The sequence below is a fragment of the Caulobacter sp. genome, assembly GCF_039596335.1.
In the GTDB taxonomy this organism is placed as follows: domain Bacteria; phylum Pseudomonadota; class Alphaproteobacteria; order Caulobacterales; family Caulobacteraceae; genus Caulobacter.
On sequence record NZ_JBCNJZ010000001.1, the window covers coordinates 576,030 to 600,947 of the forward strand.

At 68.8% G+C, this 24,918-nt stretch carries 23 protein-coding genes; 4 read left to right on the top strand and 19 right to left on the bottom strand.

Features of this window, described 5'->3' with window-relative positions; translation table 11 throughout:
- Positions 1-8: 8 nt before the first annotated feature.
- A complete protein-coding gene (locus tag ABDW31_RS02865) occupies positions 9-800 on the bottom strand; it encodes an ABC transporter permease (RefSeq protein WP_184716228.1) in 792 nt (263 codons plus the stop codon).
- A 256-nt stretch (positions 801-1,056) separates the two neighbouring features.
- On the opposite strand from ABDW31_RS02865, the gene ABDW31_RS02870 reads away from it, so the two are divergent.
- Complete coding sequence (locus ABDW31_RS02870) at positions 1,057-2,808, top strand: hypothetical protein (RefSeq protein WP_184716226.1); 1,752 nt, start codon at positions 1,057-1,059, stop codon at positions 2,806-2,808.
- A gap of 101 nt (positions 2,809-2,909) precedes the next feature.
- On the opposite strand, the gene ABDW31_RS02875 is transcribed toward ABDW31_RS02870, so the two are convergent.
- From ABDW31_RS02875 to ABDW31_RS02910, 8 genes are read right to left on the bottom strand one after another with little or no spacing between them, the layout of a single operon-like run.
- A complete protein-coding gene (locus tag ABDW31_RS02875; RefSeq protein ID WP_184716224.1) occupies positions 2,910-3,998 on the bottom strand; it encodes a chemotaxis response regulator protein-glutamate methylesterase in 1,089 nt (362 codons plus the stop codon).
- On the bottom strand, positions 3,995-4,876 hold the full coding sequence (locus ABDW31_RS02880; protein WP_343698279.1) for a CheR family methyltransferase: 882 nt from the start codon (positions 4,874-4,876) through the stop codon (positions 3,995-3,997). The genes ABDW31_RS02875 and ABDW31_RS02880 overlap by 4 nt, the downstream gene beginning before the upstream one ends.
- 35 nt (positions 4,877-4,911) lie before the next feature.
- Complete coding sequence (locus ABDW31_RS02885) at positions 4,912-5,373, bottom strand: chemotaxis protein CheW (RefSeq protein ID WP_343698280.1); 462 nt, start codon at positions 5,371-5,373, stop codon at positions 4,912-4,914.
- A gap of 38 nt (positions 5,374-5,411) precedes the next feature.
- Entirely contained in the window at positions 5,412-7,112 is a 1,701-nt protein-coding gene (locus ABDW31_RS02890) for a methyl-accepting chemotaxis protein (protein WP_184716220.1), read from the bottom strand.
- Positions 7,113-7,128: 16 nt separating this feature from the next.
- Complete coding sequence (locus ABDW31_RS02895; RefSeq protein WP_184716218.1) at positions 7,129-7,605, bottom strand: chemotaxis protein CheW; 477 nt, start codon at positions 7,603-7,605, stop codon at positions 7,129-7,131.
- A gap of 11 nt (positions 7,606-7,616) precedes the next feature.
- Positions 7,617-9,587 carry a chemotaxis protein CheA gene (locus ABDW31_RS02900; RefSeq protein ID WP_184716216.1) on the bottom strand — a complete coding sequence of 657 codons (1,971 nt, stop codon included), beginning with the start codon at positions 9,585-9,587 and terminating at the stop codon, positions 7,617-7,619.
- Positions 9,584-9,949, bottom strand: a complete 366-nt coding sequence (locus ABDW31_RS02905; RefSeq protein WP_184716214.1) for a response regulator — start codon at positions 9,947-9,949, stop codon at positions 9,584-9,586. The genes ABDW31_RS02900 and ABDW31_RS02905 overlap by 4 nt, the downstream gene beginning before the upstream one ends.
- The gene (locus tag ABDW31_RS02910; protein WP_184716212.1) at positions 9,946-10,269 is read right to left on the bottom strand and encodes an STAS domain-containing protein; all 324 of its coding nucleotides are present in this window, start codon (positions 10,267-10,269) and stop codon (positions 9,946-9,948) included. The genes ABDW31_RS02905 and ABDW31_RS02910 overlap by 4 nt, the downstream gene beginning before the upstream one ends.
- A gap of 297 nt (positions 10,270-10,566) precedes the next feature.
- Here ABDW31_RS02910 and ABDW31_RS02915 point away from each other — a divergent pair, with 297 nt between their 5' ends.
- Complete coding sequence (locus tag ABDW31_RS02915) at positions 10,567-11,514, top strand: thioesterase family protein (RefSeq protein WP_184716210.1); 948 nt, start codon at positions 10,567-10,569, stop codon at positions 11,512-11,514.
- On the opposite strand, the gene ABDW31_RS02920 is transcribed toward ABDW31_RS02915, so the two are convergent.
- Entirely contained in the window at positions 11,511-12,401 is an 891-nt protein-coding gene (locus tag ABDW31_RS02920; RefSeq protein WP_184716208.1) for an alpha/beta hydrolase, read from the bottom strand. The two genes, ABDW31_RS02915 and ABDW31_RS02920, sit on opposite strands and share 4 nt — an antisense overlap.
- Positions 12,402-12,476: 75 nt before the next feature.
- Between ABDW31_RS02920 and ABDW31_RS02925 the strand changes: the two genes are divergently transcribed.
- Positions 12,477-12,911 carry a DUF488 domain-containing protein gene (locus ABDW31_RS02925; RefSeq protein ID WP_184716206.1) on the top strand — a complete coding sequence of 145 codons (435 nt, stop codon included), beginning with the start codon at positions 12,477-12,479 and terminating at the stop codon, positions 12,909-12,911.
- On the opposite strand, the gene ABDW31_RS02930 is transcribed toward ABDW31_RS02925, so the two are convergent.
- The gene (locus ABDW31_RS02930; protein ID WP_184716205.1) at positions 12,908-13,699 is read right to left on the bottom strand and encodes an SH3 domain-containing protein; all 792 of its coding nucleotides are present in this window, start codon (positions 13,697-13,699) and stop codon (positions 12,908-12,910) included. The genes ABDW31_RS02925 and ABDW31_RS02930 overlap by 4 nt on opposite strands.
- A gap of 96 nt (positions 13,700-13,795) precedes the next feature.
- Here ABDW31_RS02930 and ABDW31_RS02935 point away from each other — a divergent pair, with 96 nt between their 5' ends.
- Complete coding sequence (locus ABDW31_RS02935) at positions 13,796-14,647, top strand: crotonase/enoyl-CoA hydratase family protein (RefSeq protein WP_184716203.1); 852 nt, start codon at positions 13,796-13,798, stop codon at positions 14,645-14,647.
- Between the two features lie 47 nt (positions 14,648-14,694).
- Here the strand turns inward: ABDW31_RS02935 and mdoH are convergent, their stop codons facing one another.
- From mdoH to ABDW31_RS02975, 8 genes are all read right to left on the bottom strand, one after another.
- Entirely contained in the window at positions 14,695-16,596 is a 1,902-nt protein-coding gene (gene mdoH / locus ABDW31_RS02940; RefSeq protein ID WP_343698281.1) for a glucans biosynthesis glucosyltransferase MdoH, read from the bottom strand.
- A gap of 85 nt (positions 16,597-16,681) precedes the next feature.
- Positions 16,682-18,217, bottom strand: a complete 1,536-nt coding sequence (locus ABDW31_RS02945) for a glucan biosynthesis protein D (protein WP_184716199.1) — start codon at positions 18,215-18,217, stop codon at positions 16,682-16,684.
- A gap of 85 nt (positions 18,218-18,302) precedes the next feature.
- Complete coding sequence (locus ABDW31_RS02950) at positions 18,303-19,724, bottom strand: alpha/beta hydrolase (protein ID WP_184716197.1); 1,422 nt, start codon at positions 19,722-19,724, stop codon at positions 18,303-18,305.
- A gap of 63 nt (positions 19,725-19,787) precedes the next feature.
- Positions 19,788-20,552 carry a MipA/OmpV family protein gene (locus ABDW31_RS02955; protein WP_184716195.1) on the bottom strand — a complete coding sequence of 255 codons (765 nt, stop codon included), beginning with the start codon at positions 20,550-20,552 and terminating at the stop codon, positions 19,788-19,790.
- A gap of 104 nt (positions 20,553-20,656) precedes the next feature.
- Positions 20,657-21,892, bottom strand: coding sequence for a pentapeptide repeat-containing protein (locus tag ABDW31_RS02960; protein WP_184716193.1), 1,236 nt, complete (start codon positions 21,890-21,892; stop codon positions 20,657-20,659).
- A gap of 105 nt (positions 21,893-21,997) precedes the next feature.
- Complete coding sequence (locus ABDW31_RS02965) at positions 21,998-22,957, bottom strand: magnesium transporter CorA family protein (protein ID WP_184716191.1); 960 nt, start codon at positions 22,955-22,957, stop codon at positions 21,998-22,000.
- 62 nt (positions 22,958-23,019) lie between these two features.
- The gene (locus ABDW31_RS02970) at positions 23,020-23,718 is read right to left on the bottom strand and encodes a CHAP domain-containing protein (RefSeq protein ID WP_184716189.1); all 699 of its coding nucleotides are present in this window, start codon (positions 23,716-23,718) and stop codon (positions 23,020-23,022) included.
- A gap of 67 nt (positions 23,719-23,785) precedes the next feature.
- Positions 23,786-24,883 carry an acyltransferase gene (locus ABDW31_RS02975; protein WP_343698282.1) on the bottom strand — a complete coding sequence of 366 codons (1,098 nt, stop codon included), beginning with the start codon at positions 24,881-24,883 and terminating at the stop codon, positions 23,786-23,788.
- Positions 24,884-24,918: the final 35 nt, after the last annotated feature.

The window sequence follows — 24,918 nt, forward strand, 5'->3', positions numbered from 1 at the left end:
CCTGTCCCCTACAGCCAGAAGACCACGCGCTTGCCGAACTTGGCCAGCAGCAGCAGTGCGATCAGGGCGAAGACGCCGGTCGTTCCCAGGGTCCACCACCAGTCGATGAGCAGCGGGGCCTTGCCCGTCAGGGGCGCGCGCAGCAGCTCGATCTGGTGGGCCAGCGGGTTGAAATCGGCCACCCAGCGGCGCTTCTCGCTCATCTGGTCGCGCAGCCAGAACACCGGCGTGATGTAGAAGATCATCTGGACCAGGAAGCCCATCATGTAGCCGATGTCGCGGAAGCGCGTCGACGGAATGGCGATGATGAAGCCCAGGAAGCAGACGTTCAGCAGGATCAGGGCCACGCCCGGCAGCAGCGTCCAGTGCGGGATCGTGAACCGGCCCAACACCAGCATCATCGCCCAGAAGGCCAGCATCTGGGTCAGGAAGTTGGTGATCGCCTTCAGCGCATGCAGGAAGACGTAGAAGGTCAGGGGCAGACGCTGGCTCTGCATCAGGCCGGCGTTGAACAAGAAGATCGCCTGAGCGTCGGCGATGGTCACGCCGACCAGCGACCAGGCCAGCAGGCCCGCGACGACCTGCGGATAGCTCTTGGACAGGTCCACGCCCATCAGGCCGCCGACGATGAAGGCCAGGGCGAAGGCGACGACCAGCAGGTTGCAGGCCATCCAGAAAGGACCGAGGATCGAGCGCTGGAACCGCGAGGTCGTCTGGTCCAGGCCGAGCCGCCACCACAGGGGCGCGAGACGGATGCCGTCTCCCACGTCCTTGAACGCCGCCTTCAGGGAACTCGGCATGAGGTCTTTCTCTTGGCGCCTCGCGGCGGTCAGCAAGGCGCCTCCATACAGAGCCAAGCCGTTCGAAACAAATGATTTGCAGCCCGCCGGGCTATGGAACCGGGGATATGTTGCGTAAAAACTTTAGTGCTGTGTCGTACCATGCCCCAGCCCGTCGCCGTGGGACGGATTGCCGCACGCCCTAGGCCCGCGTGTTTTACCCCATCTTCGCACATCTGGGTTGATCGTGCGCCCGCACCTATCGCGTCACGAGCTCATGGCCTCTTCATCCCTGGCTTTCTCCGCCCCCCTCCCCGCCACGGCCGCCGCCGGCGACGTCGTCGCGCGCCTGGAAGCCGCCCGCGGCGCCATCGAGGGCCGCTTCCTCGAGGTCGGCGACGTGCTGTCGCTGGTCGTCGACGGCATGAACGGCCTGATCGGCGCCCTGGACCGGATGCGCGAAGGGATCAGCGGCGGCGAGGTCGGCGCGGCCACCCGCCAGCTGGGCGAGGCCTCCTCTACCCTGAAGTCCCTGCCCGAAATGCTGCGCGAGCGGCGCGAGCGCCTGGGCCAGTTGGTCAAGGTCGGCGACGCCCTGTCCGAACGCATCGACGAGATGCGCCAGCACCTGGCCTATCTCCGGGTCTTCGGGGTCAACATCAAGATCACCTCGGGCGGCATCGTCGCCGCCGGACCCGAGTTCGCCATCTTCGCCCAGGAGATCTGCGACTGCATCGAGCTGGGTCGCGGGCAGCTGGACGCCTTCCGCGACGACCTCTCCGGTCTCGACACCGCCCTGCGCGGCGCGCTCAGCCAAGAGGACGCCCTGGGCCGCCGCTGCCAAGACCTGCTGCCGGCCGTGCCCGACGCCCTCAGCGGCCAGGCCGACGCCATCGCCGCCCACCAGGCCCGGATCGGCGTGATCACCGAACAGGTCGCCGGCCTGGCCCGTGACGTCCGCAAGAAGATCGGCGCGGCCTTGGCGGCCCTACAGATCGGCGACATCACCCGTCAGCGCATCGAGCACGTGCAGCTGGGCCTGCGCCTTCTGGCCTCGCCCGAGGTCGCGGCGCTGCCGGCCGAGGCCCGCGATCGCCTGTCGGGCTTCATCAACCGCCTGCTGGCCGCCCAGCTGTCGGCGACCATCGCCGACTTCCACCGCGACGTCTCGCGGATCGGCGACAATGTCGGGGCTATCGCCCTGGACGCCGGCGAAATCCTGAAGCTGCGCGACCACGCCCAGGGCCGCTCGGCCGGTGGCGAAACCAGCTTCCTGCGCGGCCTGGAGGCCAGCGTCGGCCAAGCCTTCGCCCTGGTGGACGACATCGACGCCGGCGAGCGCCAGGCCGAACAGGTCGGCCAGGCCGCCGCACAGTCGGCCCAGGCGCTGTCCGAACAGATCGCCGCCATCCAGACCATGCGCGCCGACGTGCAGATGATGGCGCTGAACACCACACTGAAATGCTCGCGCATCGGCGAAACCGGCAAGCCGCTGGGCGTCATCGCCATCGAGCTGCGCCAGCACGCCACGCACCTTGAGACGTCGGCCGACCGCACCCTGACGGCGCTGGAGAGCCTGGCCGCCTCGGCCGAGGGCCAGGCCGCCCAGGCGCGCGGCGGCGAAGGCAAGATGGGCGGCGCGGCCCAGGCCTCGGCCGCCCTGCGCGACGCCGTCGACCGCATCCGCACCACTGGTGACGCCGTCGAGGGCGACCTGGCCGATGCGGCCCGCCAGGGCGGCGAGGTCGTGGACATGCTGCGCCGCGCCGCGGCCCGCTTCGACTTCCAGGGCCAGATCGGCGACTTCCTGGACCAGGGCGCCGACGCCCTGGCGCGCGAAGCCGGCCCCGAGGATGCGCGGCTGGACGACGTGATGACGGTGCTGTCGCCGCTGCTGGCGAGCCTGGCCCGCGCCTACACCATGGCTCAGGAACGCGAGGTCCACGCCGCGCTGACGGCTGGGCTGGACGACGTCGCCGCACAGGCCCCCGCCGCCGAGGCGGTCGAGGACGACGACGTCTTTTTCTGAGAAAGCCGCCCTCGCCCTTCGACAGGCTCAGGGTGAGGACGAATGCAAACGGTCGAGTAGAAACCTCACCCTGAGCTTGTCGAAGGGCGAGTTTCGGCCCCTCAGCGCGTCGCCGCGCGCATGATCTCGGCGGTCAGAGCTCCCAGCGGAGCGACACGATCCACGCAGCCGCGGGCGATGGCCTCCTTGGGCATGCCGAAGACGACCGAGGTCGCCTCGTCCTGGGCGATGGTGAAGGCGCCGGCCTGTTTCATCTCTTCCAGGCCGCGCGCGCCGTCGTCGCCCATGCCGGTCATGATCACGCCCACCGCATTGGAGCCGGCCGAACGCGCGGCCGAGCGGAATAGGACGTCCACCGACGGCCGATGGCGGGTGACCAGCGGGCCGTCCTTGACGGTGACGTAGTAGCGGGCGCCGCTGCGTTCCAAGATCGTGTGCTTGTTGCCCGGCGCGATCAGCACCCGGCCGCGCAGCACGGTGTCGCCGTCTTCGGCCTCCTTGACCGAGACCGCGCACAGGCTGTCCAGCCGCTTGGCGAACGAGGCGGTGAACTTCTCGGGCATGTGCTGGACGATGACGATGCCGGGCGAGTCCGGGCGCAGGCCTTCCAGCACGGTGCGCAGGGCCTCGGTGCCGCCGGTCGAGGCGCCGATGCAGACGATGGTCTCGGTGGTTCGGGCCATCGCGGACTTGACCGGCGGCGGCAGCATGGCGTCGGCGGTCAGCTTCTTCTCGGGCTCGTGGATCGCGCGGACGGAGACCGGCGGACGGCGCGCGCCGGAGACCCGGGCGCTGGCGGCGGCCTTCACGGCGTCGCAGATGCGGATACGCGACTCCAGCAGATGCTCGGCCACGCCCATGCGCGGCTTGACCACGATATCGACCGCGCCGGCCTCCAGGGCCTGCAAAAGGGTTTCCGAGCCGGCCTCGACCAGCGACGAGCACATGACCACCGGCACCGGGTGCTGGGCCATCAGCTTGCGCAGGAAGGTGACGCCGTCCATGCGCGGCATCTCGACGTCCAGGGTGATGACGTCGGGGATTTCCTCGCGGATGCGGCGAGCAGCCTGGAACGGGTCGGACGCGACGCCGATCACCTCGATCTGCGGATCGGACTCCAGCACCTCGGCCAGGGTCTGGCGCACGGTGGCGGAGTCATCGACGATCAGCACACGGATCTTACGCGTCATACCGCGACCTTCTGGAAGACCGTATTGGCCACTTGGCGCACGGGCAGGTCGACGCCGGCGGCCGATTCCGAGTGCCCCAGGAACAGGAAGCCGCCCGGCCGCAGGTGGTCACACAGGCTGCTGAGGACCTTGGCCTGGGTCGGCTTGTCGAAATAGATCAGGATGTTGCGGCAGAAGACGACGTCCATGTCGCGATCCACCGGATAGGTCGCATCCATCAGGTTCAGGCGGGCGAAGGACACCTTGCTGCGCAGGGCCGGCGCGATACGGACCTCGCGGGCGCGGGGATCGCGGGCGGCCAGCACATAGCGGCGGCGGCGCTCCTGCGAGATCGGCTCGATCATCGGCTCGGGGAAGCGTCCAGCCACGGCCTGCTTCAGCACCTCGGTGCAGATGTCGGTGGCCAGGATCGAATAGTCGAGATTGCGGCCCTGGCCGCAGAACTCGTCCATCACCATGGCCAGAGTGTAGGGCTCGGCCCCGGTCGAGCAGGCCGCGCTCCAGACCTTGATCCGCCCACGCCCGCTGGCCGCCAGCTTGGGCAGCACCGTGTTGCGCAGATGGTCGAAGTGGATCGGCTCACGAAAGAAGTCGGTCTTGTTGGTGGTGACCGCGTCGATCAGGTGGACGCTCTCGCTCTCCAGCCCGCCCTCGTCGAACAGGAAGCGGCAGTAGTCGTTGACCTGGCTGTAGCCGTTGGCCCGCATGCGGCGGCGCAGGCGCCCCTCCAGCATCGTGTGCTTGCCGGCCGGCATCTTGATGCCGCTGTAGGCGTGGATGAACTCGGCCAGGCGGCCGAAATTCCGAAGGCTGAGCGGCTCGCCCAGGGCCGGCCCCATCTGGGCCGAGCTCTGGACCGCCATGGCGGCTTGCGACACGAGGGATCCTTCTGGATCGAAGCTAGGCGACCGAACTAGGCCGCTTGGGCAAGGAAGGCGGCGTCCTGGCTGGTCAGCAGACGGGCCAGATCGAAGATGACCACGAAGCCCCCGCCCCCAGAAGAAGCGTCGCGCCGAACGACGCCGCGGATGTATTCGGAGCGCCACGGCACGCCGATGTCTGGCGCGGCCTCGACCTGGGTCTCGGCGAAGGCGGCGACCTCGATGACGCGGTCGGCGACCAGGCCCAGCGACAGGGTCCGCCCTTCGGTCGGGACATCGACCACCAGGATGCGGGTGGCCGGACCGGGAGGAACCGGCGGCAGGCCCAGCTTGCGGCGCAGGTCCAGGGTCGGCGTCCCGCGTCCGCGCACATCCGTCAGGCCCAGCAGATAGGCGGGACCGTCGGGGATGGCGAACGGGGCGGCGTAGTCGAGGATTTCCCGAACATAGGCGACCGGGACCGCGAACACCTCGGCCCCGAGGCCGAGGGTCACGAACTGGCTCTCGGCCCCCTTCTTATCGCCCGGGCGGCTCAAGAGCCGTAGGCCTTGAAGTCGGCGTCGTCGGCGTCCGGGCCGCCGCTGGTCAGGTCCAGGGCGAAGCCGGCGGCGCGAGCCTGCTGGGCGGCCACGCCGCGCGAGGCGGACTTGGCCGGGGCCTTGCGAGCCGGCGCGCCGGCCGAGGCCGAAGCGGACGGACGCTTGGCGGCGGGACGGGCTGCCGGACGCGGGCGGCTGCCGCCCTCGTCGGTGCGGAAGTAGGCGATCGAGGCTTGCAGCTCCTCGGCCTGGGCGGCCAGCTCTTCCGAGGTCGCCGACATCTCTTCCGAGGCGCTGGCGTTCTGCTGGGTGACCTTGTCGAGTTGCTGGATGGCTTCGTTGATCTGCGAGGAGCCGATGTCCTGCTCGCGGCAGGCGGCGCTGATCTCGGCGACCAGCTCGGCGGTCTTGCGGATGTCCGGCACCAGGCTGGTCAGCATCTCGCCAGCCGACTGGGCGGCCTTGACGGTATCGGTCGAGACCGCGCTGATCTCGGCGGCGGCCGTCTGGCTGCGTTCGGCCAGCTTGCGCACTTCCGAGGCGACCACCGCGAAGCCGCGGCCATGCTCGCCGGCCCGGGCGGCCTCGACGGCCGCGTTCAGGGCCAGGAGGTCGGTCTGGCGAGCGATCTCCTGCACGATGGTGATCTTCTCGGCGATGGTCTGCATCGCGTCGACGGCCTTGGCGACGGCCTTGCCCGAGGTTTCCGCGTCGATCGCCGACTGGCGGGCGATCTTCTCAGTCTGGGTGGCGTTGTCGGCGTTCTGCTTGATGTTGGCGGCCATCTCTTCCATCGAGGCCGAGGCCTGTTCGGCGGCCGAGGCCTGCTCGGTGGCGCCCTGGCTCATCTGCTCGGCGGTGGCCGAAAGCTCCTGGCTGCCGGCCGAGACGTTTTCCGAGGCCGTGATGGCGTCGGCGACCACGCCGCGCAGGCGCTCGATCATGATGTTCACGTGACCCAGCAGGTCGCCGATCTCGTCCTTGGTGGTGATGTCGACAGACTTGGTCAGGTCACCCTCGGCGACGGTCTTCACGGCCTCTTGTGCGCGGTTCAAACCCTTGCTGACGGTCAGCGAGATGTAGATCCCGGCCACGGCCGCGCCGACCAGCGACAGGACCGACAGGCCCAGCAGCAGGTTGCGGGTGGCGGCGAAGTCGGCGTCGCCCTTGGCCGTCGCGGCCTCCAGCTGCGACTTCGACAGATCGACCAGTTCCTGGACGCGCTCGCCGGCCTCGGTGACCGCCTTGCGGCCGTCACCCATCGACAGGGCGGTGGCGGCGACGTCGTCATTGACGGCGGCCAGCTCGCGCACGCGGCCGTGCACCTCGATCAGCTGCTCCCAGGACGCGTCCAGGGCCTGCCACTTGGGCTTGCCCTCGGCGGTCGCCATGCTTTCGGCCTTGGCCAGCAGGGCTTCAAACGCCTTGCGCTCCTTGACGACGGCGGCGTCCAGCTTCTCGACCTCGGCGGGGGTCGAGACCAGGATCATGTTCTTCTCGGAACGGACGACGTTCAGCAGGTGGATGTTCAGCTGCTGGGCCATCTCCAGACGGGTGGCCGGGCCCTGAACCATCTCGTTCATGGCCTTGTTGGTGTTGGAGAGGCTGCTGATGCCGAACGCGTTGCCGATCATCATCAGGACGATGACGACGCCGAACGCCAGGGCAAGCTGAAGCTTGATGGTCAGTCGCATGGGAAACTCCGGCCGTTCAACGGTTCGGTGAAAGGGGGGTGACCGAGGCCGTGCGGCCCCGAGATGTGAAGATCTGGTCGAGGTCCGGCAGCACGATCACGTCGCCGTCGCGCCGGACCAGGCGACGGATAAAGTCGGTCCGCCAACGAAGACCCACGCGCGGGGCGTCCTCGGTGTCGTCGGCGGCGATGTCGGTGACCTCGTGCACCTTGTCGGCGCGCAGGCCGATCAGGGCCGGCTCGCCGTCCAGCGGGTGCTCGATGACCACGATGCGGCTGTCGATCCCGGTGGCCGACGGCGCCATGTCGAAGGCCAGGCGCAGGTCGACCAGCGGGATCACGCGGCCGCGGAAGTTGATGACCGCGCCCACGAACGACGGCGCGCCGGGCACGGCGGTCTCGGGCAGCAGGTCCAGGACCTCGCGCACGAGGCCGGCCTCCAGCGCGAAGGTTTCGCCTTGCAGGTCGAAGGTAAGGGCTTGAATAGTGCTCATGATGCTCCCCCTCACCCGGCCGTGCGCAGCAGCGCGTCTTGGCGCTGGCCGAGGCCAACCAGGGCGGCGATGTCGAGGATCAGGGCCACGCCGCCGTCGCCCAGGATCGTCGCGCCCGAGAAGGCGCCGACATCGGCGTGGAAGCTGGACAGCGGCTTGATGACCGTCTGGTGGTCGCCCAGGATCTGGTCGACGACGAGGCCGACGCGCTCCTGGCCGGTCGAGACCACCACGATCTTCTGATGCGGATCGGCGGGGGTGCCCGTCACGAACTGATCGCGCAAGCGGATGAACGGCACCAGCTCGTCGCGCAGGGTGATCAGGTTGCGGCCGGTGGAGCGCAGGTCCTGGGCCGGGGTCAGTTCGACACATTCCTCGACCGAGGACAGCGGGATCACGTAGCGGCCGGTCCCGACGCGGACCAGCAGGCCGTCGATGATGGCCAGGGTCAGCGGGATGCGCAGCGCGATCACCGAGCCTTCGCCCGGCGTGCTGGTGATATCCAGCGAGCCGCGCAGGCCCTCTATGGTCTTCTTGACGACGTCCATGCCGACGCCGCGCCCCGACAGGTTGGTGATCGCCGCCGCGGTCGAGAAGCCGGGGGCGAAGATCAGCTGCAGCAGCTCGGCGTCGCTCAGGGCCTGGCCCGCAACGATCAGGCCGTTCTCCTCGGCCTTGGCGCGCACGCGGTCGCGATCCACGCCGCGGCCGTCGTCGGTGATGGTGATCACCACCTCGGCGCCCGACTGACGGGCGGCCAGGTGGATGCGGCCAGCTTCAGGCTTGCCCGCGGCCGCGCGCTGCTCGGCGGTTTCGAGACCATGGTCGGCGGCGTTGCGGATCAGGTGGATCAGCGGATCGGCCAGGCGCTCGATCACCGTCTTGTCCAGCTCGGTGCTCTCGCCCTCGGTGGTCATTTCGATGCGCTTGCCGGTGTCGCGCTCCAGGTCGTGGACCAGGCGGCGGAAGCGGCCGAACAGCTGCTGGATCGGCACCATGCGCACGACCATCATGGTGTCGCGCATCTCGGCGGCCAGACGTTCGATCTCCTCGGCCACGGCGCGCAGGGCGATGTCGCTGCTGGCGTTGGCCAGCTGCTTCAGGCGCGACTGGGCGATGACCAGCTCGCCGACGCGATCCATCATGCCGTCCAGGCGCTCGGCCGGGACGCGCACGGTGTCGCCGGACTTGGCGGCCTTGGCGCCTTCGTTGGCGGGTTCCGGAGCCGCGACGGGAGCCGGCGCAGCGGCGGCCTCGACGACGACAGGGGCCTCGACGACCGCTTCGACCACGGCCTCGGCGGTCGGGGTCAGGTCCTCGACCTCCAGGGTCATCTCGTCGATCACGAAGATGAAGACGTCGTCGATGGCGTCGCGGCCGTGCGGGGTGGTCAGCAGGACCTCCCAGGCCAGGTGGCATTCAGTGGGGACCAGCTCGGCCAGCGACGGCACGGCTTCGGTGATGGCGCGGACCCGGGCCTCACCCAGGTCGCGCAACTCGTCCAGCAGCGGCAGCGGTCGCGCCCCGTTGACCAGGGCGTCGGCCGGCAGGCTGAAGCGGATCTTGAAGGTGTTGAGCGCCGGGGCGGCGGGCGCGGCTTGCGGCGCCGGCGCGCCGTCGACGGCGGCCTGCAGGTCGGCCAGCAGGGCCTCGCCCACACCGGCGGCGACGGGACGCCCCTCGGCCAGGGCGCGCATATGGTCCTGGGCGGCCAGGACGGCGGCGACCAGGGCGGGCGATGCGGGAACCTCGCCCTTGCGCACGCGGTCGAAGGCGGTCTCGCAGTGGTGGGTGAAGGCGGCCAGGGCGTCGAAGCCGAACATGGCCCCTGAGCCCTTCAAGGTGTGCAGGCCGCGGAACACGGCGTCGACCAGGGCCCGATCCCCCGGACGCCGCGCCAGATCCAGCAGACCCTGCTCGACCTGCTCCAGCAGTTCCTGGGCCTCCTGGCGGAAGGTCTCGATGGGATCGAGACCGCTCACTTGGCAAGAACCTTGGCGACGACCCGCACCAGCTGGTCGGGCTCGAACGGCTTGGTCAGCCAGCCGGTGGCGCCGGCGGCCTTGGCTTGCGCCTTCACGTCGGCGTCGGACTCGGTAGTCAGGAAGATGATCGGCACGCCCGCGCCGGCGGGGCGCTGGCGCAGGGCGCGGATCATCTCCAGGCCGTTCATGACCGGCATGTTCAGGTCGGTGATGATCAGGTCGAAGCCGCCGGCCGAGGCCTTGTCCAGGCCTTCGGAGCCGTTGGCCGCCTCGGTGACGGCGTAGCCTTCGCCGCTCAGGGCGATCTTGATGGCGGCGCGGATGCTGGCCGAGTCGTCGACGGTGAGGATCGCGGTCATTGTGCGCTGGTCCCTTGAAGCCAGAAGTCCGAGCGCGTCTGGTCCTCAGGATCCAGGAAGCCGCCCCGTTGCAGGACTTGGAGCAGCGCGCCCTGCGCCGGCTGAAGCAACCGGATCGTCCGGCCACGTTCTTCCGCCGCGCGTCGCGCCGACTCGATGAGTTGTACGAAGGTCAGGTCGACGTCGCCCAGTGACGACAAGTCGACATTCACATCACGCTCGCCGCTCATGTCAGACATGATCAGGTCGTGGGCGACGGAAATATTCGATATCGTCACGCTTTCCTGGAAGCGCACGACAATGTCGTTATCCAGACTCACAACTAGTCTCCCCCTCCGGAATACGAATTGCGAAATCAGCAGCCCGAATTCTTCGCACTAGGCTGGGTTTTCGTCCTTAAATTAGGGTAAAAAAGACAACCCCTGGGATGCGACATTCCGCCTCGCCCGAATGGGTTGTCACGGCGCAGATCAATGGTCGTCCGCCGATTGCGGAGCGCGCGCGAAGCCCGCTAGTCTTTGCCCACCCTTGTTCGCCGAGAGACGCCATGACGACCGCAGAGCCGCTTCCTGGCGTCGAGATCTGGCGCGCCATTCTTGCTGAAAGGACGCCGCGCCATGACGTCCGCTGAGGCTCTTCCCGGCGTCGAGATCTGGCGCGGCGGGGTGAACACCTGGGACTGTGACGAAATGGGGCACATGAATGTGCGCCACTATGTCGTGCGCGCCATGGAGGGGCTGGTCGGCATGGCCGCCGAGCTGGGCCTGCCCAACGCCTTCTCGCCCCACGCCAACGCCACACTGCTGGTGCGCGAGCATCACATCCGCTTTCTGCGCGAGGCCCATGCCGGCGCGCCGCTGCACATGCTGGGCGGGGTGATCGAGATCGGCGAGAGCGACGCGCGCATTCTCCAGCTGCTGGTCCACTCCAACACCGGCGAGCTGGCCGCCACCTTCCAGACCACCGTGGTGCATGCCACGCCGCGCGAGGGCCAGGTCTTCCCGTGGTCGCAGGCCGTGCGCGACCGCGCCGAGGCCCTGAAGGTCGAGATTCCAGAAAAGGCCCAGGCGCGCGGGCTGACGCTGTCGCCGTTCCAGCCAACCGCCAGCCTGGCCCGCGCCGAAGCCATGGCGCTGAGCCGCATCGGCCTGGGCGGCCTCCTGCCCTCCGATTGCGACGTCTACGGACGGATGCGGGCAGAGCAGTTCATCGGCCGGGTGTCCGACGGCATCGGCGCCTTCATCCACCCGTTCCGCGACGTCGTGGTCGAGCACGCCGAGCAGAAGCCGGGTCGCATGGGCGGGGCCGTGCTGGAGTACCGCATCGCCTATCTGGCCTGGCCCTGCGCCGGCGACCGGGTCGACATCCGCTCTGGCCTGCTGGGGACCGACGCCCGCACCATGCGCGTCGTCCACTGGATGCTGGATCCCGCCACCGGCCAGCCCTGGGGCACGTCGGAGGCGGTGGCCATCACCTTCGACCTCGACGCGCGCAAGGTCGTGCCGGTCAGCGACGCGGCGCGCGTGGCCCTAGCGGAGCACGAGGTGGAAGGGCTGGCGCTCTAGGCCGTCGCCATGTCGAACAGGGCGTCGCGGACCACGTCCGGGCGCTCCATCGGCAGGAAGTGGGTCGTGCCTTCGATGGTCTCGATCTTCACGTCCCGGCCCCGTCGCGCGAAGCCGTCGCCAGTGCGGCAGGTGGAGTGCTTCTCGGCTTTGAGGATCCGCACCGGGGCCTTGACCTGGCGCACAGCCCGCCACGGGTCGTGGGCCTGGGCGGCGTAGTTGGAGGCCTCCCACGCGGGGGCGCAGGCCAGCTCGACCTTGCCGTCTTTATGCTCCACGAAGCCGCCGGCGACATAGTCGGCCAGCATGGTCTCGGGCCAGGTCTTGAACGCGCCGCGGCCCTTGTAGCCGGCGAAGGCGGCCTCGCGGCTGTCGAACACCGCCCGGCGGCGCAGGGCCGCCTGGACCAGCGGCATGTGCTTCCACAGCCGGCCCGAGGTCCACGGCGCCTTGGCGTAGAGGGTGGCCAGCCACGGCATGATCACCGGATCCAGCAAAACGAGGCCCTTGACCCGCTCGGGCCGCGCGGCGGCGGCCAGCAGGCTGACCGTGCCGCCCATCGAGTGGCCGGCCAGCACCACCGGCGGACCATCCAGGACGTCCAGCAGGTTGGTCAGGTCATCGCGCAGATCGCGCCACGAGCGGCGACCGTCCGGGAGTGCCGGCAGGGTAGTGCCGCCATGGCCGCGCTGGTCGATGGCCAGGATGCGCAGACCCGCCGCCAGGGGCGACAGCAGCACGCGATAGGTCTGGGCGTTGAAGCCGTTGGCGTGGACGAAGATGATATCGATGGGCCGGTCCAGCGGGCCGAACTCCAGGCCCGCGATCTCGCCGCCGGGAACGGCCACGGCGCGCTTGCGGGGTTCGCGAAAGACGGCCGCGTCCATGGCTTGAGGCTCCCTGGAGATCATTGAGCGTTAAGGTAGGCTCGCGCGGACGCCGCGTCCATGGAGCTCAGGGAAATGAATAGGCTGGCCACGATCGGCTACGAGACCGACACGCAAGGCGGCATGATCGGCCGGCTGAAAGCCGCCGACGTGCAGTTGGTGGTGGATGTCCGCGCGGTGGCCTCGTCGCGCAAGGCCGGCTTTTCCAAGACCCTGCTGGGCGAGAGCCTCAAGGCCGAGGGCATCGACTATGCGCACCTGCGGCCGCTGGGCACGCCCAAGGCCGGCCGCGACGCCGCCCGGGCGGGGCGGACCGACGAGATGCGAGCCATCTTCAACGCCCATCTCGAGGAGCCCGAGACTCAGCTGGCTCTGGCCCAGGCGACGGAGCTGGCCAAAACAAAACGGGTCGCCCTCCTTTGCTACGAGGACGACCCGAACTGCTGTCATCGGCAGATCGTGGCGGATCGCATCCGCCAGACCCTGAAGTGCGAGGTGGTGAACCTCTAGGCCCGGGTGACCTGCCACTCGCCGCGATTGTCCTTGCAGGCGCTGTAGCGCTGGCTGGTGGCGCGCTGGCCGCCGCCGGCGACCGAGGCGTCGATCACGCGGCAGCTGGCGACCTGCTGGCCGTAGGGGCGCACCAGCGAGGCGGCGGCATAGCCGATCGCCTGGCCACTGCGGCCGACCAGCACCCAGCCGCCGGCCGGGGCCAGGCCGATGGCGTCGAAGCTCTCGCCCGAGGCCAGCTTGCCGACCACCGCCGACTTGGTCGACGGACCCGCGCGCAGGTTGGTCGTCGAACCGGCGACATAGGCGCCGCCGGCGGCCTCATAGCTGGGCAGGTTCTGGACGCCGCGCGCATAGTTGACGCTGCGACCGTCGATCGGCGGGCCGTAGCTGGACGACACCACGCTGATGCGGCCCGAATTGCCGGTGCGGCTGTTGGACCAGGTCTGGGCCACGCCCGTCTCCAGGGCCTTCTTGGTCGCCTGCTCGGCCATGTTGGCGTCGGTCGACTGCATGCGGCAGCCGATATAGCCACCCGCCGCCGCGCCGGCGGCCGCGCCGACCAGGGTGCCGAGCGTCTTGTTCTTCTTGCCGCCCACCTTGTTGCCGAGCAGGGCGCCGGCGGCTGCGCCGATCAGGGCCCCGCCCTCTTGCTTGCCGCCCGAGCCTTCGCAGGCGAACAGGCCGCCCAGGCCGCGCGATTGCGCCAGGCTCGCCGTCGGCGCAGCGGCCAGGGTCGTGGCCGCCATGGCGGCGATCGCCAGCGCTGCAGAGATCTTGCTGGTCATGTCTTCACCCTCTTCCGTCGGGTCAGTGTTGTGGTCTTCCGCCGCCCATCGGATAGTTCTCCCCTAAGAACAAGTTTGCTTTTGGGGAGCCCCGGGATGAGCCAGTCGGACTATAGCTGTTTCAAGGTCGAGATCGACGCTGGCGTCGCGCACATCCAGTTGAAGCGGCCCGAAGCCATGAACACTATGACACGGCCGTTCTGGAATGAGCTTCCCGCAATTGTGAAACATATTGACGACAACGCCCTGGCCCGCTGCATCGTCATCTCCTCGACCGGCAAGCACTTCAGCGCGGGCATGGACTTGTCGGTCTTTACCGACGACGAGGGCGTCACGGCCCGCACCGACGCCGACCGCTGGGTCGCCGCCGAGAGCTTCCGCCGCTTTGTGCATCACCTCCAGGACACCTTCACCTGCCTCGACAAGGCCCGCATGCCGGTGATCGCCGCCATCCAAGGCGGCTGCATCGGCGGGGCGGTCGACTTCATCAGCGCCTGCGACATCCGCTACGCCAGCAGCGACGCCTTCTTCACGATCCAGGAGATCCACCTCGGGATGACGGCCGACGTCGGCACCTTCCCGCGCCTGTGCAAGCTGATCCCCGAGGGTTGGGTGCGCGAGCTCGCCTATACCGGCCGCCGCCTGCCGGCCGCGCGGGCCCGCGACATCGGCCTAGTCAACGAGGTGTTCGACACCCACGAGGCCGTGGTCGAACACGCTCTGGCCACTGCCCGCGAGATCGCCGAGAAGTCGCCGCTGGCCGTGGCCGGCAGCAAGGTCATGATCAACTACGCCCGCGACCACACCATCGCCGACGGCCTGGATTACATCGCCACCTGGCAGACGGGGATGTTCTCGGGTCCGCACATGGCCGAGTCGTTCAAGGCCAAGGCCGAGAAGCGGGCCGCGGAATATCCCGACCTGCTGCCGCTGAAGACCAAGATGTAGATTTGGGATCCGCCCTCCCCGGCCTGCGCCGGGGAGACGGGTTCCAGCTAGGCTGCCTCGTAGCCCAGACGGGCCGGCAGGGGCAGCAGCACCGGCGGCGTATCGGGCGTCACCAGGCTGGCGACGGTCGCCGCCGAGCGCAGCTTGAGGGCGCGGTCCAGCAGGCGCGGCGGCCGGCGGATTTCCGGGGTCAGCAGAAGGCCCAGGTCGCCGGCGTCTTCCGCCGTCCAGGCCGAGACCAGGAAGGCGAAGGTCAGGGCCAGGGCCGGCAGGGCGATCCAGATGAAGGCCCCCGGCGCGAACACAAGGCCGACGATGACCAGGGCCAGGCCGAAGATCGCCTCGGTGCGGTGGGCGCGCAGGGCCTCGCGGATCGACAGCTTGTCCAGGTCCCGACGCTGGGTGGCCCAGCCGCAGTCGCGGCCCGTCAGGATCTCGATCACCGAACGGGTCTGAGCGAACAGCACGATCGGCGCAATCAGGCTGGAGACCACGGTCTCGAGACCGACGCCGGCCAGGGCGCGACCGGCGCCGCCGAACGCTTGAGCCTGGCCGCTGCGTAGCACCAGGGCCCAGGCCATCAGCTTGGGGGCCAGCAGCAGGGCCAGCGAGGCGCTCAGCACCCAGCCCATCGGCGCCTCGGCCATCACCGAGGCCTCGTGCGCGGCGCCGCCGGCCAGGGTCGGGAAGGCCGCCAGCAGCAGGCCCACGGTCAGCAGGCCCAGCCACAGTGGCGCGGTCAGATAGGTCGAAAAGCCCCGCAGCAGGTGGAAGCGGCTCAGCGGATGCAGGCCCTGGGCGGCGATGACGGCGATGTGCTGCAGGTTTCCCTGGCACCAGCGACGATCCCGGACGATCTGGTCGATCAGGCTGGGCGGGCTTTCCTCGTAGCTGCCCGACAGCTCGGGGGCCAGGCGCACTTCCCAGCCAGCGCGGCGCATCAGGGCAGCCTCGACGAAGTCGTGGCTCATGATCGCGCCGCCGAACGGCTTGGGACCGCGCAGATGCGGCAGGCCGGCCTGCTCGGCGAAGGCCTTCACGCAGATGATGGCGTTGTGGCCCCAGTAGCTGGACTCCGCCCCGCTCCACCACTCCAGGCCACGAGCGAACATCGGGCCGTACAGGCGGCTCGCGAACTGCTCCAGGCGCGCGAATAGGGTGCGGGCGTTGACGATCACCGGCACGGTCTGGATCAGGCCCACGCCCGGCGCGGCCTCCATGGCCCCTGCCAGGCGCACCAGCGACTCGCCGGTCATCAGGCTGTCGGCGTCCAGCACCACCATGTGCTCATAGGCCCCGCCCCAGCGGCGCACCCACTCAGCGATGTTGCCGGCCTTACGGTCGATGTTCTCGACGCGGCGGCGATAGTAGATGCGGACCAGACCGCCGAACCGGGCGCAGAGCCGGTCATAGGCCTCGCGCTCTTCGGCGGCCACCTCGGCGTCGCGGGTGTCGCTGAGCACGAAGACATCGAAGTGATCCAGGGCCCGGACGGTCTGCAGCGACTCCAGCATCGCCGTCAGGCGGGCGAAGACCGGAGCCGGCGCCTCGTTATAGACCGGCAGCAGCACGGCGTTGCGGCTCTTGACCACCGGCAGCGGACCCTGAGTGTCGCGGTGACGGCCCTCGCGCCACATCGCCACGAAGCCGGCGGCCGACGAGGCGCACGAGAACGCCGTCCAGGCGAAAAGGCTCGCGAACAGCGGCAGGGCGACCAGCTCCAGGATCATGAACCGGTCGGCCGCGAAGGCCATGGCCATGACCAGGGTCGCGGCCAGGCTGGTCACGATCGTGAAGGCGATAAGCCCCGCGCGCCGCCGCAGAAGGCGGTCGGCGATCGGCTTGGGATCCAGAACAGGACGAGGGGGCGCGGCCCCCAGTTCTTGGGTCGGCATGGCCATCGGCGATTCCATCGGAACCGCATCGGCCGGCCAGGAAACGGTTCGCATTACAGAACGCCTAACTCACTCAAGCCCCCGGCCCGACCTTTCCGCAATGCGGAGAAAGCCTGGCCGAAAGGTTTTGGATCGGGATTTAGTTCCCGGCCGGGGCCGGAAAAACGAGCGCCGTCCAGGTTTCGCTCAGCGCGCGACCTTTCTGCCGCAGCACCACGCGGACATCGGCCGGTTCCGCGCCATCGGGCGCGACGTCGAACGTGACCCGCCACAACGTGTCGGTTTCCGCCTCGTGTTGGGCGGCGGGATAGTGCGATAGACCCTGGATCTTGCCGTTGCGGGCCGTGACGTCGGCCTCAATGTCGATGGCCTTGCGCAGGGCGCCCAGCTCGCCGCCGCGGAACTCAATGGCGACCCGGCGGCCCTCCACGACAGCGGCCTTGCCCGGCTGCCCCGGACGCCCCGTGCGGGTGGCGACCACGCGGGCCAGATCCGGCGCCGGCGGCGCGTCGTCGGTCCAGTGCAGGCGATAGGTCAGGTCGATGGCGCTGCCCGCCGTCACCGGCGCGTCCGGCGTCCAGAAGGCGACGATGTTGTCATCGGTCTCGCTGCGGGTCGGAATCTCGACCAGCCGCACCGAGCCCTTGCCCCAGGCCCCCACCGGCTCGACCCAGACGCTGGGCCGGCGCTCGTAGCGGGCCTGGTCGTCGTGATAGTCGTCGAAGTCGCGGTCGCGCTGGACCAGGCCGAAGCCCTTGGGGTTCTCGTCGCTGAAGACGCTGGTGACCACGCGCGAGGGGTTGCTCAGCGGCCGCCAGATGCGCTCGCCGGCGCCCGTCCAGATCGCCAGGCCGTCGCTGTCGTGGATCTCGGGCCGCCAGTCGGGCGAGGCCTGGGCGCGGTCCTCGCCGTACCAGAACATGCTGGTCAGCGGCGCCATGCCCATCTGGTCGAAGGCGCGGCGGAAGAAGACGGCGGCCTCGACGGTCTGGGTCAGGGCCAGGCCGTCGCGCTCATTGACGAAGCGATAGGCCCCGACGATGCCGGCGCTCTCCATCAGGGCGTGGATAACGAGGCGGCCTTGAGCATCCTTCTCCAGCCAGACCTCGCGCCAGTCGGGAAACTCCTCGGGCTGGACGGCGTAGGTGTCGGCGGCGATGGCCCGCGCCGACAAGCCGTATTGGCCGTAAGGCGCCGGCGAGCGGAAATAGGACGCGCCGTGGAACACCAGCCACTCGCCCCGGTCGTCGCGGCTCATGGCTCGGAAACCGGCGAAGCCCGCCGAGGGCGGCAGGCTGCGCAGCGGACTGTCGGCCCGCATCGAGAACATGCTGGGATCATAGCCCAGCGGCCGGGCCACGCCGTTCTCGACCAGGTGGATGGTCACCGTCTTGGGCACGCCGCGGCTCAGGGGAAACAGCTCGATCCCCCAGTCGTCGCCCCACAGAGGGATCTTCTCGCGATAGAAGCCGACCGCCTGGGCCGCGTCGTAGTCCATGGCCTGGACCTGCGGCGGCGGGGGCGGGGGGGTGACATAGGCGCGCCCGGCCAGGGCCTTGGCGCGCGCCTTGACGCTCTCGAACGAGAAGGCGCGCCCCTGTCCCAGCGCCAGTCCGGGCGCGGCGGCGGCGCCCGTCATCAGCAGAAGGGCGGCGCGGCGATCAAGCGTCGTCAAAGGGTCCTCGCAGCGGCGTCAGCTCGAAAGCCGGCGCTGCTACAAGCCATTCGTGGCGGAAATGGTTCAGCTACGTTGCTGAAATCTATTGATACGTAAACGCCATCGGCGTGTCGGCGGCCGGCAGGCAACTGCGGTCGACAGGCCTGGTGGGGTCCTGGAAGAAGGCCCGGATCATCGCCCGCGCGCACGGGCTGCCGCGCGAAACGCCGTGGGTGGCGTTGGTGACGATGACCACCTGCGAGCCCTGATAGCCCTTGGCGGCGGCGCGGGTCAGCTCCGGCGGGCAGCCCGGATCGATCTCGGCGGCCAGGAACAGGGTCGGGATCGCGGTCTTCACCGGCGCCTGCTCGCCCTTCGAGATCGGCCCCACGTCGATCGCCTTACAGACGTCGTGGATGCGCTGCATCGACACCACCATCAGGCGGGCGACCGGATCGTTCTCCGTACCCTTGACCACGTCGCCACGGGCCTCGAACGGGATCTCTTCCTTGCACAGGTGGGTCATGAACTGGCCCTCGCTGTAGTAGTCGCGGCTGGCGACGAACTCGGCCACCGGCGAGACATCGCCCTCAATGATCTTCCAGAGGTCGCGCGGCAGCACGCCGGCCGTGAAGTAGCTGGCGTCCATCAGATAGCCGCCCAAGTCGTCGGCCGTGTAGATCTTGCCGCCGATGGTCTGCGGGCCAGCCAGCCAGCGCTCGGCGACCGTGGCCAGGCGGGCCTTCAAGTCGGGATAGCGCTTGGCGCACTCGGCCACGACGGCGCACTTGGCCATGACGATGTCGATCGAGCTGGAGACCATGGCCGGACCCCCGATGGTCCAGTCAGCTTCGGGCGGCCAGGGCGAGTCCTGCACCACCGCCCGCACGCCCTGCGGCGCGTGAGTCTGGATCGCCGCCTCGATGCGGGTGCCGTACGAGCCGCCGAACAGGTCGATCAGCGGCAGCTTCAGCACCTTGCGCAGGTCCTGGACGTCCTGGGCGACCTCGACGGCGTTGTAGCGCGACAGGTTCACACCCTGCTTCTGGAAGGTCTCCAGGCAGGCCACGATGCCGTCGGCGTCCTTGTCCGAGGGCGGGCCGGCATCGGTCAGGTTGGTCCCGGGGCAGTCCAGGTTCGGCTTGGACTGACCGCCGCCGCGCTGGTCGATGAAGATCCAGTCCTGGTCGGCGGCGACGAACTCGCGCGAAGCCTTGCTCTTCAGCATCCGCGGCAGATTGCCCACGGCCGAGCCGCCCGGCCCGCCGTGCAGATAGACCACTGGCGGCAGGCCCTTGGGCTGGGCCGCGCGGACGATGGCCACCGCCACGTTGATCCGCCGGCTCTTGGGATCGCCGCGCGTCTCGTCGACGACTAGGTCGCCGCAATCGACCTTCAAGCCGGTATCCTTGTAGTCGGCGGCGCAGGCGGTCTTCTTGAACTGCGGGGCGGCGGCATGCGCGCCCCCGGCCAGAGAGCACAGGGTCAGCGCGCCAGCGGCGGCGATCCAGGATAGGCGAGACATGAACGGCTCCAGCGATTTGGCCGCCATCAACACGGACTTCCCGTCTCGCCGCAAGGACCTTTGCTAGAACCGATAGGCGGCGGAGACGAACACCGCCGGCTGGGTCGGGTCGGCGACGATCGGACTATCCTTGGCGTCGCCCTGCAGGCTGCTGAGGCTGGCGGTGGCCCCCAGGGTGACGCGGTCGTTCAGCCGGTACATGGCGCCCAGCGAAGCCGAGACATCCTTGATCCCGCCGCCCGCCCTATAAACCGGCAGGCCCGAGGCCAGGGACTGGGCCGGGGTGACGCCGAAATAGCGGTTGTTATAGGTCCGGTCGGCCCAGGTCGCCGACACGGCGGGAACCAGGGTCAGGCGCGGCGACACCCGCAGCGGCAGGGCCAGGCCCGCATCGATCAGAGCGCCGTCGACGCCGCCCGACACTACCTTGGTCGCCCCAAGGCTGATCATCGCCATGCCGGTGCGGAGGTCGGCCGACACCCGCGCGCCGGCGCCGTTCTTCAGCCGGCCGATGCCCGCGGGCGCGTCGCGACGGCGATAGCCGGGCACGAAGGTCATGCCTGCCCCGACCGAGATCTTGTCGCCGTCCACCAGCGACCAGCCCACGCCCCGGCGTGCATTGGCGTAGAAGCGGTCGCGCTTGATGTCGATCACCGGGAACGGCAGCGTCCGGTACTTGTCGGAGCCCTGGTAGGCGGGGGTGTGGATCCCGGCCAGGCCGACGACCGTGCGGTTGCGGTCCTGGGCGAACGCCGTCTCGGCGGTTCCGGCGGCCAGGGCCACCATGCCGCAAGCCATCCGCCGGGCAGTGAAGAGTGCCAGTGTCATCGCCGTGGTCCGTTCCAGGATCGCGCCGGAACACTTCCGGTCACTTCCTGAATACGCAACCTCCGCGACATTGGATGCATGGCGCGCGGACGGCGCGGCGATTTTCAGCCGCCGACGCCGGCCGGCAGCTCCGCGCCCGCCAGATCGGCGCCGTCCAGCTTGGCGCGCGCCATGTCGGCCTCGATGAAGCGCGCGCGTGGAGCGCTGACGCCCTTGAGGTTGGCGCCGCGCAGCACGGCGCGGGTCAGGTCGGTGCGGATCACCCGGTTCTCGCCGATCTTCAGCGGCCCCAGCTTGGCGCCGGTCAGGTCGGCCCGGGCCAGTTGGGCGTCGACCAGCCGCGCGCCGCGCAGGTCGGCCCCGCGCAGCTTGGCGCCGCGCAGGTCCGCGCCCGACAGGTTGGCGCCCTGCATCTGCACACCGTCCAGATCCATGCCGAAGAACACCGCCTTGGGCGCCGACAGACCGCTCAGGCGGCGGTCCTTCAGGCGCTTCAGCGGCCGAAAGTCGACATCGGCCAGCTTACCTACCGCCCCGTCGGCGCCGTCGCTCTTGCAGAACAGTTCGTGGGCCTCCAGCACCTCGTGCAGGGGCAGGTCGTCGACATAGATGATCGGCGGCGGCGCGCGCAGCACCTCGGTCATGTCGGCGTCGCTGAGGTCGGCGCCGCTGATGTCCACGCCGACCATGACGGCCCGGCGCAGCGAGACGTGGGCCATCTCGGCGTTGTGCAGATTGGCCCCGGACAGGTTCGCCCCGTCCATGCAGGCATTAGTCAGCTTGGCGCCCTGCAAGGTGACGTTCGACAGGTCGGCGTCGGTGAAGTCGGCCTTGCGCGCGAAGGCCCCCGACATCTGCGCGCCCGACAGGTTGGCGCCCTGCAGCAGGGCGTAGTCCAGCTCGCCCGCCCGCTTGGAATGTTCCAGGATTCGCAGGCCCTTCTCGCCGTCCTGCACGGCGGTCACGCCCTCGCGCAGATCGCAATTGGCCAGGTTCGCCCCGCCCAGATTGGCCCCACGCAAGCACGCCCCGCGCATGTCGCAGCGCGACAGATCGGCGTCGCGCAGGTCGGAGTCGCGTAAGTCCGCGCCGTACAGGATCGCGCCCTTCAGATTGGCCCCGCGCAGCGACGCGCCGCCCAGCAGCGTCCCGGTCAGGTCAGCCTCCGACAGGTCGACCCCGTCCAGCTCGTAATTGTTCAGATTGACGTAGGACAGCATCGCCCGGCGCCCGCCCGGCAGGCCCTTGATGTAGCGCCCATGCGCCTCGATCACCTCACGCACCGCCGTGGCGTGGAGGGTTCGGATCAGGCTCGGTCGTGAAGACGCAGGCGGCGGCATGGGGCTGGCGGGACGCTCTTTGGCTGATCTACGCGGAGATGGCGTCCATCCTCCCACGGCAGCTTTAAGCCATCGTTTAGACCGCGGCGGAAAGTCGCAAGCGACCTAAAGCCAGCCCTTCTTCTTGAACCACAGGATCGGGGCGCCGGCGGCCATGATCATCATCGCCACGGCCATCGGATAGCCCTCGATCCAGCGCAGTTCGGGCATGTGCTCGAAGTTCATGCCGTAGATCCCGGCGATCAGGGTCGGCGGCAGGAAGATCACCGAGAACACCGAGAACACCTTGAAGATGGCGTTCTGCTCGATGTTGATCAGGCCCAGGGCCGCATCCAGCAGGAAGGTGATGTTGCCGGCCAGGTAGCTGGAGTGGTCGGTGATCGACTGGACGTCGCGCTGCAGCGATTTCAGGTGGTCGCGCAGGTCCTTCTCGCCGTCGAACTGGTCGGCCAGGGCCGCGAAGCTGAGCAGGCGCGCCAGGCTGACCAGGCTGTCACGGGCTTTGGAATTGACGTTCTGAGCCCGGCCCAGCTTGTTGAGGATCAACTCGAAGGCCGCGCCGCGCGGGCGGCTGAAGATGGCCCGCGACTGCACCTCGACCTCGGCCGCCGTGCGCTCGAGGATGTCGGCGGTGCGATCGACGATGGCGTCCAGCAAGCCCAGGAAGGTCTGCAGGCCATTGGGGCACAGGCTGGGCTGGCGCTCGGCCTGGGCGGCGAACACCGAGAACGACTTGGGCTCGACATAGCGGATGGTGATCAGCCGAGCGCCGGCCAGGACGAAGGTCACGGGCGCAGCGGTCGGCAGGTCGCCGTCGGCGTTGACCAGCACCGTGGCGGTCATGAACGTGCCGCCGTCTTCCTGATAGAGGCGCGAGGAGGCCTCGATCTCGGCCATCTCTTCGCGGGTGGGCAGCAGCAGGCCGATCGACTGCTCGACGGCGACTTCCTCGGACCGGGTAGGATTGACCAGCTCGATCCAGACGGTGTCACCGGGCACACGCCAGTCGGGCGTCTCGCCGCCGGGTTCGAAGCCGGGCGCGCCGTGACGGAGGATTCTGAGCATAGTCGCGTCCTAGCTACCGGCCGGGTGTGCCCCGGCCAGAGCTTGGCGTCAACGCGCTCCGCTTAGCGGGGCGCGTTCTGCTTGCTGGCGTCGTTGGACGACGAGCCACCACCGGCGGCCTCGATCAGAGCCGCGATGCGGTCGGTCGAGTCGGCGGCCTGGCCGATGATGTCCAGCGGCGAAGCGCGGACCGAAGCGGCGACCTGGTTGGCGGCCTGCTTGGCGGCCGAGACCACGGCGTTCTGGGCCATGGCGATCTTGCTGGTCGCGACGGCGATCTTGGTCGCCTGAGAGTCCTGATAGATGAAGCCGTTGGTCGGATAGACGCTGGTGCCGAGGTCGCGGATCGGGTCGTACCAGACCTTGACCTGCGTCCAGTCGCCATTGGGCGAGACGTCGACGACGGTGACGTCTTTTTCAATCTGGCCACGGTCGCCATCGATGATCGACCAGTTGGCGTGCGTGACCTGGATGACCCGGTCGGTGAGCACCTGGCTCACGAAGGCCACGTGGCCGAGGTTCATGCGGGCGGTGGGCTTGAAGGAGAGGACCGAGCCGATCTTCGGGGTCGAACCCGTGTCGTACTTGCCGGCGGCCTGCGACCACCACGTACGGGCGTCGCCAAAGATCTGGATGCCCGACATCAGTCGCGCGAAGGGCACGCACTGCCAGTAGCCATCAGCACTCGCCGAAACCGGCGCGAAGCTGATCATGGCGGCAGCGGCCAGGGAACCCAGAAGGGCCCTCGTCCGTTTCGTCATGCTGTGGGTACTCCCCCGCGTCACTGGGTTAAGGGATAACCTTCTCAGGAAGACGTGAAAAGAGTGTTTATGCCGCACCTGAGAGAGCCAAGCGGCGCTGTTTCCAGCTCGAAGCCCAAGTCTTCATACGCTCCCGGCACGGATTTTCTATGATGTGATAGGAGATTGCGGAGAGCGGGATAAGCGCTGCCACAATCACGATCCAGACCAGAAGCGGCAACTTGTCGCCCTCGATATTGAGGAGCTTGGCCGCAGCGTTGATCCCTAGAATCTTCCACGGGATGCAAATCATGTAGGTCGAGTAGCTGATCTCACCCAGATAGACGAAGACTTGCTGTCCAGCAAAGTCAAAACCGGTCCTGGCGAGGCTCGCGAGCATGAAAATAAGCCCGCCCAGAAGCATGACAATGACCGGATCCGGGCACTGGAACTGCACGGCGGCAAGCGTGGCCATGCCCAAGAAAGCGGCGCCGTAGCCGCTGAGTCGGCTGGGGAATCGGTCCGAACGCCACAGGGCGTGCAAGGCGCAGCCATAGGCGAAGCACGGCACGATGCGCAGAGCGCCCCACTGGATGGTCGCCTGGGTCAGCGAGAAGCCGGCCAGGGCCTCGAACACCGGATAGAGCACCGCGATCACCGCCAGGGCGCCCAGCAGGGCCGCCACTGGCCGCGCGCGCAGCTTCCAGGCCGCGAAGGCGAAGGCGGGGAACGTCAGATAGGCGAACCACTCGGCCGAGATCGACCACGAGGCGTGGTTCCAGCCGGCCACCGGCGCAAAGCCCCAGGCGTGCACCAGCAGCAGATTGGCCGGCAGCGACTTCCACGACAGGATGTTGGGATCGATGACCATGCCCGCGACCGTGGCCGCGCCGGCCATCAGGCCGACCCCCAGCAGGGTGGCCAGGTGCAGGGGATAGACCCGCGCCAGGCGGTTCCACAGGAAGTCGCCATAGCGGAACCGGCCCTCGCCAAAACCGCTGAGATAAACGTGACAAAGTATGAAGCCCGACAGGACGAAGAAGGCCTCGACCCCGAGATAGCCCTTGTCCACCACGGCCGGCGTGAAACCCACGTCCAGCTTGGGCCAGTAGTGGAACATCACCACCCAGAAGGCGGCGAAGAACCGCAAGGCGGTCAGCGGCTTGATGTGGGCGGCGTCCTGCATCACGACATCCTCGACAGCCGCTCTTCCGTCCCCCA